General features: G+C 67.8%; 10 protein-coding genes. 7 read left to right on the top strand and 3 right to left on the bottom strand.

Annotated elements, in window-relative coordinates; all coding sequences use genetic code 11:
• Positions 1–90 precede the first annotated feature (90 nt).
• Both ATO3_RS24260 and ATO3_RS24255 read right to left on the bottom strand, forming a co-directional pair.
• Positions 91–1,017 carry a glycosyltransferase gene (locus ATO3_RS24260; protein ID WP_088652461.1) on the bottom strand — a complete coding sequence of 309 codons (927 nt, stop codon included), beginning with the start codon at positions 1,015–1,017 and terminating at the stop codon, positions 91–93.
• A 6-nt stretch (positions 1,018–1,023) separates the two neighbouring features.
• Positions 1,024–1,881 (bottom strand): ABC transporter permease, encoded by an 858-nt coding sequence (locus ATO3_RS24255; RefSeq protein ID WP_088652460.1) that lies wholly within the window; start codon positions 1,879–1,881, stop codon positions 1,024–1,026.
• 453 nt (positions 1,882–2,334) lie between these two features.
• Here ATO3_RS24255 and ATO3_RS24250 point away from each other — a divergent pair, with 453 nt between their 5' ends.
• The 7 genes from ATO3_RS24250 (at position 2,335) to ATO3_RS24220 (ending at position 11,263) form a co-directional block, all read left to right on the top strand.
• The gene (locus ATO3_RS24250) at positions 2,335–3,834 is read left to right on the top strand and encodes a capsule biosynthesis protein (RefSeq protein WP_233152302.1); all 1,500 of its coding nucleotides are present in this window, start codon (positions 2,335–2,337) and stop codon (positions 3,832–3,834) included.
• A gap of 79 nt (positions 3,835–3,913) precedes the next feature.
• Positions 3,914–4,627 (top strand): ABC transporter ATP-binding protein, encoded by a 714-nt coding sequence (locus ATO3_RS24245; protein ID WP_088652459.1) that lies wholly within the window; start codon positions 3,914–3,916, stop codon positions 4,625–4,627.
• A gap of 496 nt (positions 4,628–5,123) precedes the next feature.
• Positions 5,124–7,010 (top strand): polysaccharide biosynthesis protein, encoded by a 1,887-nt coding sequence (locus ATO3_RS24240; RefSeq protein WP_088652458.1) that lies wholly within the window; start codon positions 5,124–5,126, stop codon positions 7,008–7,010.
• 221 nt (positions 7,011–7,231) lie between these two features.
• Positions 7,232–9,457 (top strand): YjbH domain-containing protein, encoded by a 2,226-nt coding sequence (locus tag ATO3_RS24235; protein ID WP_088652457.1) that lies wholly within the window; start codon positions 7,232–7,234, stop codon positions 9,455–9,457.
• A complete protein-coding gene (locus ATO3_RS24230) occupies positions 9,454–10,170 on the top strand; it encodes a YjbF family lipoprotein (protein ID WP_088652456.1) in 717 nt (238 codons plus the stop codon). The genes ATO3_RS24235 and ATO3_RS24230 overlap by 4 nt, the downstream gene beginning before the upstream one ends.
• 157 nt (positions 10,171–10,327) lie before the next feature.
• Positions 10,328–10,579: a hypothetical protein gene (locus ATO3_RS24225; RefSeq protein ID WP_088652455.1), complete on the top strand. Its 252-nt coding sequence runs from the start codon at positions 10,328–10,330 to the stop codon at positions 10,577–10,579.
• A 432-nt stretch (positions 10,580–11,011) separates the two neighbouring features.
• Positions 11,012–11,263, top strand: a complete 252-nt coding sequence (locus tag ATO3_RS24220; protein WP_088652454.1) for a hypothetical protein — start codon at positions 11,012–11,014, stop codon at positions 11,261–11,263.
• 159 nt (positions 11,264–11,422) lie between these two features.
• Here ATO3_RS24220 and ATO3_RS24215 read toward each other — a convergent pair.
• Positions 11,423–12,536: glycosyltransferase (locus ATO3_RS24215; RefSeq protein ID WP_143747366.1), on the bottom strand; the 1,114-nt coding region annotated here is incomplete at its 5' end.

Raw genomic sequence — 12,536 nt, 5'->3', positions numbered from 1 at the left:
CCTCCTGTCTTCTTCTTGGGTCAAATACTCCGACGCAACGCCGGCCAGGGGCACAGGTCCCGGGACAGGGCGCCCGTCAGCTGTGCGCCGTTACATCCGCCGGGTCAGGGCCAGCGCCGGCAGGATCAGGCGGCCGGCCATGTCCGAGCGGCGGGCGCCGCTTTCGCGCAAGGCCCTCAGGCGGATCGGGTCGTTCAGCAGGCGTTCGGCGGCGATGCGGTGCGGGGGCAGCAGGCCTTCGGGGCGGGTCACCAGCGCGGTGAGGTTCTGTTTGACCCAGGCGCGGTAGCGGCCCCCCGCAAGCGCGCCCATGCGTTGGGCCCCGGCGATCAGCCCGCGGTGGGCGCCCAGCGTCTGGCTGTCGTGCTGGCGGTAGTAGAGCACCCGGTCGTCATGCACATGCACCTGCGCCCCCACCGCCGAGAGCCGCAGGTAGACCCACCAGTCGTGGAACGGCACATGGGCCACGCCGCCGTGGCGCAGCGCCACCAGCGCCGGGCCGTTCAGCGTCAGCGTGTTGCCCGCCAGGATGTTCTGCACCAGCGCGTTGTGGAACGACGGCCGCGGCAGCCGGCGCGGCTTGCGCCGGGTCGGGCGCAGCGCGGCGTCGGTCTCCAGCGTATGGGCGGCCGAGACCATGGGATGCGCCCGGTCCAGCCCCGAAAGCCCCACCGTCAGCCGGTTCGGCAGCCAGACATCGTCCTGGTCCGACAGGGCCACGGGGCCCACGGGAAGCTCGGGGTCGCAGAGCAGCGACAGGAAATTCGCCGCCGAGCCGCGCCCGGGCCCCCGTTTCAGCACGATCTCGCGCTCGGGGTGGCGGGCGGCGAAGGCCTGCAGGATCTCCCATGTGCCGTCGGTCGACAGGTCGTCCGAGACCCAGAGCGCCCAGTTGTCGTGGTCCTGCGCGAGGTAGCTGTCGAGCTGCGCCTGCAGGTAGCGCGCGCCGTTCCAGGTCGCCAGAAGGATGCGGACGGGCGGGCCGGAGGAGAGGGCGGGCGCGGACGCGGCGGACATCGGGGCTCAGATCTCCAGCAATTCGCGGTAATGGCGCGACAGGAACAGCATGCCGGTCAGGCCGACCAGCCCCGTGACGATAAAGACGTAGATCGGGCTGGCATAGAGGGCGTCGTAATGGATGTAGAAGCCCGAGCGGATCTTGCCGATGCAATGCACCAGCGGGTTCCACCAGAGCCAGCCGCGATAGGGTTCGGGCATGTTCTCATAGAGGAAGATCACCCCCGAGATGAACACCAGCGGCCGGCTGATGATGCTCCAGACCCGGCCCCAGAGTTCGTATTTCATGAACAAAAAGCCGTTCAGCAGCCCGACCGCCGCGGCGAAGCCGATCAGCATGGTATAGCCGGTCAGGATGGTGCCGAACTCGATCACCGTCTGGGTCACGTAGATCGACCGGATCGCGGTGATCACGATCAGGGACACCAGCGCCTGGGTCAGCGTCGTCAGCAGCAGCTTGGCGGCCAGCGTGTCGAAGAAGGTCACGCCCGGGTAGGCCAGCAGCGGCCGCGAGGTGCGCACCGCGTTGGCCACCGCGCTCGAGATCGTGGAATACATCAGGAACGGCACCAGCCCGGTGGCGTAGAAGATCGCGAAATTGGTGCCGAGCGCGGGGCTGCGGAACCCGGCCGAGAAGATCGCCGTCAGCAGGGTGATGCCCAGCACGGGTTCGAGCACCATCCAGACATAGCCCCCCGGAGAGCGGCCATAGGTCGCGGACATGTCGCGCAGGATCAGCGCAGCGATCGTGCGGCACGTGGCGAAGCGGCGGTTGGTGCTGGGGTCGGGCGCGCGCGCCACCGGCGGCGGGGCGTAATCCGAAAGCGAAGAGGAGGCGGACGAGGTATCGGGTGTGGCCGTCATGCGGGATCTGCGGATGTCGATCGTGTCTGAAGAAGCAGGGCGCCCCGGAGCGTTTCGGGGCAGGCGGTCTGAGTTCTGCTGCGGTTTCGGGGCTTTCGGCCTTGGGCCCCCCGGGACCGAGGCGCCGGGGCCGGGAAGCTGTGGATACGGGACCTCCGGAGTGGGGACCTCATTGGGGACCTCTGGATTCGGGTGGGGACGGGGCTTTCTACCCGGGCGCGGCGGAGGCCGGAACTCCGGAGACGGGATACCAGGTCCCGGATGCCGGGTCCCGGTGCGGGTCCCGGCGCGGGTCTTGGGTTGTCTCTCGGGGCCGTCTCTCGGAACGTCGGGCTGGCGGCGGCGGTGCGGGCCTCCTCCCCGGGCGGGGCGCTGTCGGCTTGCTGAATAAAACTCCTGCGTTTATGTATCACGGAATCCTTACATACAATGACCGTCAGTCCGGAGCGCCCTTTGACCGCATCCTCCTCCGCCGACCCGAAACGGGCGGCACAGACCGGAGCCGAAGACCCGGGGACACAGACCGACCAGGACGCACAGCGCTTCCGGCAGAGTGACGACACCGAGACCGGCGAGACCGAGCGGGACGAGACCGACGCCGGTACGGACGCCGGTACAGACGGGGAAATCGACCCGGAGACGGGCGAGCCGAAGCCCGGATCGCTGGCCGCGCGCCGCGCCGCCGCCCAGGCCGTGCGCGCCGAGGCCGAGGCGGCGCTGAAGGCCCGCAAGGAAGCCCGCGCCATCGCCGAGACCCAGAAGGCCGAGCGCGAACTGGCCCGGGCCGAGGCCGAGGCCAACAAGCAGGCCGCCATCGACAATGCCGCCCCCCCGGTGCACCGCGCCCGGGCCAAGCGGCGCCATTACATGATGGTCACCAGCTTCATCTTCCTGGTTCTGCTGCCGGCGGCCCTGTCGGCCTGGTACCTGTGGGAACGGGCGACCGACCAATATGCCTCCTATGTCGGCTTTTCGGTCCGGACCGAGGAACAGGGCCCCTCGATCGAGGGGCTGTTCGGGGTGTCGGACCTGTCGGGCTCCAGCTCGTCGGACACCGATATCCTTTACGAATTCCTGCAAAGCCAGCAGCTGGTCTCGGCCGTGGACAAGGACCTGGGCATCCGCGCGATGTGGTCCCGGCCCGGGGTCGAGAAGGACCCGATCTTCGCCTATAACGGGCCCGGCACGATCGAGGACCTGACCGCGCACTGGGGCAAGAAGGTCAAGATCTACTACGACAGCAATTCCGGCCTGATCCAGCTGCGGGTGCTGGCCTTCGATCCGGACGAGGCCCAGGCCATCGCCGAGGCGATCTACGAAGAGAGCAGCGCGATGATCAACCGGCTTTCGGCGATCGCGCGCGAGGATGCGATCAGCTATGCCCGGGACGAGCTGGAAGAGGCGCAGGAGCAGCTGCGCGAGGCGCGGATCGAGCTGCAGGCCTTCCGGAACCGGACCCAGATCGTCGATCCCACGATCCAGAGCCAGTCCCAGTCCGGCCTGATCGGCGCGCTGGAGACCGAGCTGGCCCAGGCGCAGATCGAACGCCAGCTGCTGGCCGACACCGCGCGCGAGAACGACCCCCGGGTCACCCAGATCGACCGCCGGATCGAGGCGATCGAGAAGCAGATCGCCGCCGAACGCTCGGTGATCGGGCTGGAAGGTGCCGACCAGTCGGCCACGGTGGCCGACCTGGTCGGTCAGTACGAGGCGCTGGCCGCGGACCTGCAATTCGCCCAGGAGGCCTATACCGCGGCGCGGGTGGCCTTTGATTCGGCCCGCAACGAGGCGCGGCGGCAAAGCCGCTACCTGGCCGCCCACGTGCCGCCGACCAAGGCCGAGCGCGCGGAATATCCCGACCGGGTCAGCACGCTGACGGTGATCGTGCTGTTCCTCTTCGTGGCCTGGGCTTTCCTGGTGCTGGTGGCCTATGCGCTGCGCGACAGGCGCTGATCCGGGCGCCTGACCCCGGCCGTCCCGGCGCTGCCGGGGCAGGCCTGACGGAGCTGACGGAAGCCAAGGGACCGAGCCGATGATCGAGCTGCGCAACCTCACCAAGATCTACCGCACCGCGGGCCGCGAGAAGGTGATCTGCGAGGATCTCAACCTGGTGCTGCCCTCGAACAAGGCGGTGGCGCTTCTGGGGCGCAACGGCACCGGTAAATCCACCCTGCTGAACATGATCTCGGGGCTGGTGCCGCCGACCTCCGGAGAGGTCGTCACCACCGGCTCGCTGTCCTGGCCGGTGGGGTTCGCGGGCTCGTTCAGTCAGGACATGACCGGGGCGCAGAACGTGAAGTTCGTGGCCCGCGTCTACGGCGCCGATACCGACGAGACCCGCGATTTCGTCGAGGAATTCGCCGATCTGGGCGAACATTTCCACATGCCGGTGCGGACCTATTCCACCGGCATGCGCGGGCGGCTGGCCTTTGGCCTGTCGATGGCCTTCCAGTTCGACACCTATCTCGTGGACGAGACCACCTCGGCCGGGGACGGGGCCTTCAAGGACAAGGCCAATGCGGTCTTCCTGGCGCGGATGAAACATTCCGGCGCGGTGGTGGTGAACCATTCCATGGGGCTGATCCGGGAACTCTGCGACGTGGGCGTGGTGCTGGAGGGCGGGCATGCGACCTTCTACGAGGATCTCGAGGAGGCGATCGCGGCCCACGAGGACAACATGCGCCGGGCCACGCGGGCCACGATCGACCGCATGACCAGCGCGGCGCGGGCGCGGGCCGGGGGCTGAGGGGGCAGGAACAGGCAGGACACGGGGGCGGGACCGGGACAGGAACGGGGGGGCCGCCGCCTGCGCCAGATCTTAATTCAGCCCGGGCGACAGCGCCGCCGGGGCCGCGGCCCGGGGCCCGATCCGAAGCGCGGGACAGGTCTTAAGACTGCGGGTGAAACGGTACTGGTAAAACAGGCCGCGCCGTGGAAAACCCTTTCGCGACAACGGGAAACAACGGGGACAGCAGGGGGGGATTCGCCCGACTTCCGGGCGAAATGGGGCGTAAAACCGGCGGGCATCCGCCCAAATGACCGCTTCCCACTGGCCGTATGCTGCGGCCGCGACATTTACCTTTGGCGAAATACTTAATTTGGGATAAGAGCGTTTTGCGTGCTATTTGTACAGCTGCTTGTTTTTACTGCATTGGGCTGGTGCCATTTTCTCTGAACGTCCCGTGCTCTGACAAGGGGCCATGGGGAACAGCCAACGACCTTTTGGGGACAGAGACCTGAATATGCTGAGTTTTCTGAACACCCTGACGCGCCGGCAAAAAGGCTATGTCTTTCTGGGCATAGATCTGGCGCTGATCCCGGTGGCCCTGCTGTTTACCTTTGTCGTCCAGTCCCTGCCGATGACGCCCATGGCGGCGCTGGGGGAAACCACCCCGATCCTGCCCTATCTCGTGGCCTCGGCCGCGGGGCTGTCGCTTTGGCTGGGCATCCCGCAGATCCAGCTGAACGCCTATGAACGCCATGCCGTCGGGCTGACGGCGATCTTCGCGCTGCTGACCGCGGGCGCCTCGGCGGTGCTTTCGGCGCTGTGGGATCTGCCCTTCCCGCCGGGCACCCACGTGATGTTCGGCATCATCTACTTCCTCTTCGCCGTGGCGATGCGCGCGGTGCTCTACCAGGTGGTGATGGCGGTCTATACCAGCGCCAAGCCGCGCTGCCGGGTGCTGATCTACGGCGCCGGCACCACGGGCATGCAGCTGGCCACCGCGCTGAAGCCGCACCAGACGATCGACCCGGTCGCCTTCGTCGACGACAACACCTCGCTGCAGGGCATGATGCTGGCCGGGCTGCCGGTCTGCCCGCCCGCGCGGATCCCCGAGCTGGTCAAGGAACGCCGCGTCGACCGCGTGCTGCTGGCCATGCCCTCGCTGTCGCAGCCCAAGCAGGCGCAGATCGCGCGCCGGTTGCAAAAGATGGGGCTGGAGGTGCAGGCGCTGCCCTCCTTCGCGCAGCTGATCGGGGAGGAGGCGCTGATCGACAAGCTCGCGCCCGTCGCCCCGCAGAATTTTCTCGGCCGTGCCGCCTGCGACGTGACGCTGGGCGAGGCCTGCGACAGCTATCGCGGCCGCGCGGTGCTGGTCTCGGGCGCCGGCGGCTCCATCGGCTCGGAACTCTGCCGCCAGGTGCTGTCGTGCCGGCCGGCCAAGCTGGTGCTTTACGAACTGTCGGAACTGGCGCTTTACACCGTCCACCAGGAACTGTCGCAGCTGGTCGAGGGGACCTCCATCGACCTGGTGCCGGTGCTGGGGTCGGTCACCGATCCGCGCCAGGTCAAGAAGGTGCTGGCCGATCACGACGTGAAGGTCGTCCTGCACGCCGCCGCCTATAAACATGTGCCGCTGGTCGAGGCGAACCCGCTTCCCGGACTTGCCAACAACGTCTTCGGCACCCAGACACTGGCCCGCGAGGCGGCCGAGACCGGGGTGGAACGGTTCATCCTGGTGTCCTCGGACAAGGCCGTGCGGCCCACCAACATCATGGGCGCGTCCAAGCGCATGGCCGAGCTGGTCGTGCAGGATCTGGCCACCCGGTTCGACGACACGGTCTTCACCATGGTCCGCTTCGGCAACGTTCTGGGATCGTCGGGCTCGGTCGTGCCGCTGTTCCAGGACCAGGTCAGCCGCGGCGGCCCGGTCACCGTGACCGACGCCCGCGTGAAGCGCTATTTCATGACCATCCGCGAGGCCGTGCAACTGGTGCTGAAGGCCGGGGCCGAGGCCCGCGGCGGCGAGGTCTTCGTGCTCGACATGGGCGAGCCGGTGCCGATCATGCGCCTGGCGCGCCAGGTCATCGAAAGCGCCGGCTACACCGTGCGCGACGCCGAGCATCCCGAAGGCGATATCGATATCGAGATCACCGGCCTGCGCCCCGGCGAGAAGCTGGAAGAAGAGCTGACCATCACCGGCGACCTGATCGGCACCCGCCACCAGAAGATCTTCTGCGCGCGCGAAGAGAAGCTGAGCGAGATCGAGGTCGCCTCGGTCCTGCGGTCGCTGCGCCACGCGCTGGCGGCCAGCGACGAGGACGCGGCCCGCGCCGTCATCACCCGCTGGGTCGAGGGCTACCGCCTGATGAGCGGCACCGGCACCGCCGGCGGGCGCAGTTCCTGAGAGATTTCCGAATTCCGGGAGGAACGGACGAAACCGCGGCATCAGAGCCGCAGGCCCGGGTTTTTTTCGCCGGTGCCGCGGGATCGGGCAGGGGGTGGATTGATCGGGGCAGGCAGGCCATGGTCTAAGGCCATTGGAACGACTGGGCAGGGCACGTGACGACAAGATTTCAGCCAGGGCAGGGCGCCTTCGCGCCCGCAGGGCGCGCCGCCGGAGCAGCCTTGACGGCTTTCCTGATCCTGCCTGTGGCAGGGGCGCTTTCGGGACCGGGCGCGATGGCGCAGGCGCGATGGCTGGGCGAGGGGCTGAACACTGTCACCGGCCCCGTGGATCCGATGGCGGCCCCCGGCACGCCCGAGGCCGCGCCGACCATTTTCCGCTATCCCGGGCGCCCGTCGCTGAACTTCTACGGCGCGCCGGGCCTGATGGACATGCCCTCGGGCGAGGCGCAGCCCGACGGTCAGATCGACGTGGGCGTGTCCTGGTTCGGCGGGGTCGGGCGCTACACGCTGTCCTTCCAGGCGCTGCCCTGGATCGCGGCCAGCTTCCGCTACAACTCGCTCGCCAATGCCAATTTCGCCGGGTTCGAAACCTATTACGACCGCGGCTTCGACCTGCGCTTCCGCCTGCTGAAGGAAACCGACCGGCTGCCGGCGGTGACGCTGGGCCTGCAGGATTTCATCGGCACGGGGATCTCGTCGGGCGAATATATCGCCGCGACCAAGACCTTTGCCCTGCCGCCGTCGCGCTTTGGCAATACCGGGTCGCTGAAGGTCACCGGCGGCCTTGGCTGGGGGGTTCTGGGCTCTTTCGGGTCGATCGCCAGCACCGGCACGCGGCCGGCCTACAATCCGAATTCCACCGGCGGCCAGGCGGATTACGACAGCTGGTTCCGCGGCCCCTTCGCCCCCTTCGGCGGGATCGAATGGCGGCCGACCGAGAAGCTGGGCATCAAGGTCGAATATTCCTCGGACGATTACGTGCTGGCCACGCAGGACACCAACGTCTTCGAGCGCAAGTCGCCGATCAACTTCGGGGTCGAATACCAGATCAACGACGCGATCCGGCTCGGCGGCTATTACATGTACGGCTCCGAATTCGGCTTCAACATCCAGATCCAGGCCAACCCAAGGGTCCCGGCCACGCCGCTGGCGATCCCGGCGCCGCAACCGGTGCTGGTGCGGCAGGATCCGCGCACCGATCCCGAGGCCTGGTCGACCGCCTGGGCCGGCAGCCGCGAGGTGCCCCCGGCGCTGCGCGACAACCTGATCGAGGTGCTGGATCCGCAGGGCATCACCGTCGAGGCGCTGACCATTTCCGCCCATGTGGCCGAGGTCCGCTATTCCAACCGCCGCTACTGGCCGCAGATGGGCGCGGTCGGCCGGGTCGCGCGGGCCATGGCGCAGGTGCTGCCGCCCTCGGTCGAGACCTTCCACATCGTGCCGCAATCGGGCGGCATGGCGCTGAACCGGATCACCATCCGGCGCTCGGACCTGGAGGTGCTGGAATACGAGCCCGACGCGACCGCGGCGACGGATGCGCTGCTGGGCTATTCCGACCCGCCGCAGCTGAGCCCGGACGCGGCGCTGAACACCGGGCTTTATCCCCGCTTCACCTATGCGCTGCAGCCCTATTTCGAACCCAGCTATTTCGACCCGGACAAGCCGATCCGGCTGGATGTCGGCATCGAGCTGAACGGCGCCTACCGTCCGGCGCCCGGCTGGATCGTCGGTGGCGCGCTGCGCTACAAGCTGTTCGGCGATCTCGACGGCGGGCGGCCCTCGAACTCGGTGCTGCCGCATGTGCGCTCGGACTGGGCGGAATACGCCAAGTACGATTTCACCATGCGCAACCTCTATGCCGCCAGGCAGTGGCGGCCGGGCAGGGATCTCTATGCGCGGGCGACGGTCGGCTATCTCGAACAGATGTTCGGCGGGGTCTCGACCGAGCTGCTGTGGAAGCCGGTGAACAGCCCGCTGGGCCTGGGGATCGAGGCGAACTACGTCGCGCAGCGTGACCAGGACCAGCTCTTCGGCTTCGGCCAGTACGATTACGAAGTCGCCACCGGCCATGCGACGGCCTATTACGAATTCGGCCCCGGCCTGCTGGCGCAATTCTCGGCCGGGCGCTACCTGGCCGGCGACTGGGGCGGCACCTTCTCGCTCGACCGGACCTTCGACAACGGCTGGAGCATCGGCGCCTTCTTCACGATCACCAACGTCTCGGCCGAGGAATTCGGCGAAGGCTCGTTCGACAAGGGCATCCGCTTCTCGATGCCGGTGAACTGGATCCTGGGCCAGCCCAGCCGCCAGACCGTCGGCACCACGATCACGCCGATCACCCGTGACGGCGGCCAGAGGCTGAACGTGCCGGGCCGGCTTTATCCGCAGGTCCGCGCGGCCCACAGGAAGGCGCTGGACGACCAGTCGGTGAGGTTCTGGCAATGATGTTCGCGAAACCCGGGCTTTTGCGTCCCGCCCTGCTGGCCGCGCTGGCGCTGCTGGCCGCCTGTTCCAACCGCGGCGACGAGACCAGCGCCACGCTGAAGACCCTCGCCGCGCTGCAGGCCGCCGCGACCCGGGCGGTCAGCCCCGACGAGGCCGCGGCGCAGCCGCCGCTGACCCGCGCGGTGCTGAACACGATCGACGGCGAATTCATCCAGGCCGAGATCGAGAAGACCGGCAGCCGCGCCTTCATGTACATCTCGGCCGAGCGCAACGGCCAGGCCGCCGGCTCCGAGGGCGGCCGCCTGCTGGTCTGGCGCACGGAAAACGATGTCTCGCTGACCCTGCGCGACGGCGTGCTGATCGAGACCCGGGGCCTGGGCGGCGACCTGGTCTCGGCCGAGGGCGGCCCGGCGCTGGCGGCGGTGCGGTCGCGCAGCGCGGGGCAGGGGGCCAAGCGGCAGGTCTATTCCGCGCTCGACAACAAGCCGGTGGTGATGAATTTCGTCTGCGCCGTCGACGACCTGGGCCCCGAGACCATCGTCATCGTCGAGCGCCGCCATGCCACGCGCCACCTGCGCGAAACCTGCGAGCTGAAGGGCGGCACGGTGGTCAATGACTACTGGGTCGATTCGCGCGGCCCGACCGTCTGGCGGTCGCGGCAATGGGCGGGGCCGAATATCGGCTACGTCACCTTCCGCCAGTTGACGCCGTGACACCCGTCACCCGCCTGCGGTGGTGCTCAATTGGCCACATTTCCGCAATGCAGCGGAAAAAAGCTGCCGGGGGGCCGGAAGACAGGCAGTTGACGTTGAATTTTGCATCTTGCTGCGCTACGTGGATAATCAAGTAGATTCAAAGGAGTTTTAGAGCATGAAATCCATCACCGCTCTGATCGCCGCTGCGACTGTTGCAGCACTTCCCGTTGCCGCTCTCGCGCAGGCAACTCCGACCCCGACGGCTGCGCCGGCTCCGACCGTGCCCGCACCGCTGGCCGGCAACAACGAGCTGACCACCGGCACCATCATCGGCGCCACCGCCGCTGGTTTCCTGATCGTGGTCATCGCATCGGGCGACAGCGACGACAGCACCACCACGACCACCACGACGACCACCACCAACTGAGGTGGCGGCCCGCGCGACCTGGGGTGATCCCGGGGCCGCGCGCGACGGTCAGATTGCACATATTCGGCCGGATGGCCGACAGGGCAGGCCTTGAGGGGCCTGCCTTTTGCATGTCTGGCCCGTTTTTGTGAGCGTTTTGTCGAGCGTTTGCGGGCTGGGCCCTTTGCGTGACGGGGCCTGACCGCCCGGGCGGCCCCGAGCCTCTTCCCGCCTCGTCCTGCCGCGCTCCCGGAGGATAGGGCGGATGTCTCGCCCGGGCCTCTCTCCCGCGCGCAGCTCCGAAGCTCTCTCTCGCCTCTCCCCGAGGTCCCGCAGAGGCCCATGGCCCGAAGGCGGATTGTCGCTGTGGCGGGGGCAGGGCGCTGCGGATCTCGTTGTGAACGGGACGGGGATGCGTTACCTTATGTTAAGTCTCACCTGGGAGTGTGGAGCATGAAGACCCTTCCGGCCCTTTTCGCCGCGGCGGCCATGGTGGCGGCCCCGACCCTTCTGGCGGCTCAGCCCGCGCCCACGCCGGCCCCCGCGCCGAGCGTTCCGGCACCGCTTGCCGGCGACACCGATCTGGTCGCGGGAACCGTCATCGGGGCGACCGCCCTGGGCTTTCTGATCGTGGTCATCGCATCCGGCGACAGCGACGACAGCACCACGACCACGACCACCACGACGACAGCCCCGTCGAACTGACGCGGGCCTGCGACGCGGCGTGATCCCCCTGCCCTCGCCCTGGCGGGGACGCGGCATTCGGCCTGACGATACCGGATGCGGCCCCATGATATCTGTACCGACGATATGAAAAGGCGCCCCGGGGGCGCCTTTGTCATGTCCGATGGTCCGAGGATCCGGTCAGAATTCCGGCGAATAGAGATCCACCGCCTCGAAGGCCGTGCGCATCTGGCCGCGCGCGGTCTCGAAGGAGAAGCTGCGTGCCACGTAGTCGCGCCCGTTGCGGGAGATGGCGTGCCAGAGCTCGGGATCGGTGATCAGCGCGTCGATCGCGTCGTGCCAGTCGCCGGGCGTGGTGACGATCATGCAATCGTGGCCATGGCGCAGGCCGATCCCCTCGGCCGCCGTCGGCGTCATCACGCAGGGCACGCCATGGGCCAGCGCGGCCAGCACCTTGCCCTTGATCCCCGCCCCCGACAGCAGCGGCGCGGTGAAGATCAGGTGCTGGTCATAGGCGTCCGAGATCTCTTCGATGAAGCCCTGGGCCCGGATCTGGTCGCTGGCCAGCGCCTTGACCTCGTCGGGCATGGCCGAGCCGTACATGACGAATTCCAGCTCCGGATGGGTCGTCTGCAGCAGCGGCATCACCTGGCGCGCGAACCATTCCACGGCCTCGGTATTGGGGTGGTGATGGTAATTGCCCAGAAAGGACATGCCGGCGCGGCCCTCGCGCGGGGGCACGGTGTCGGGCGCCTCGACCACCCAGGGGCATTTCGCGATCTTCACCGCCCCGTCGGTATGGGACTGGATCACCGCGTGTTCGGTGTCGTTGTAGGACAGCACCACATCCGCCTGGGTCATCACGTCCAGCTCGATCTCGCGGGTGCGGCGGGCGGCCTCGATCCGGGTGGGATCGTCATTGGCCAGCCCCGCGCGCAACTCGCGCAGGAAGTGCAGGTCGGCGTTGTTGAACAGGATCCGCGTCTGCGGCGCCAGCTTGCGCAGCTTGGCGATCACGTCGCGGGCGACGTAGAAGCGGGTGATGTAGAAGGCATCGAAATCCTGGGCATGCTTGTCCAGGTATTCATCCATCGTCATGTAGAAGGGGGCATAGATCATCTCGACCCCCATCTTCTCCAGCTCCTCGGTATAGCCGCCCAGATGCGCCATGTTGCGCGGCATGAAGGTGACCTTGTAGCCCAGCGACTGCACCAGCCTGATCTCCTGGATCGCGGCATAGCTGCCGGCGTCGCGGTCGGGCCGCGGCGTGGCATAGTCGATGAACAGGACCCGG

Origin of the sequence: Marinibacterium profundimaris, assembly GCF_002210095.1 — a bacterium.
Lineage (GTDB): Bacteria > Pseudomonadota > Alphaproteobacteria > Rhodobacterales > Rhodobacteraceae > Marinibacterium > Marinibacterium profundimaris.
The sequence above is the reverse complement of the archived record's forward strand: the minus strand, read 5'-3'. Positions and strand labels throughout refer to the sequence as shown.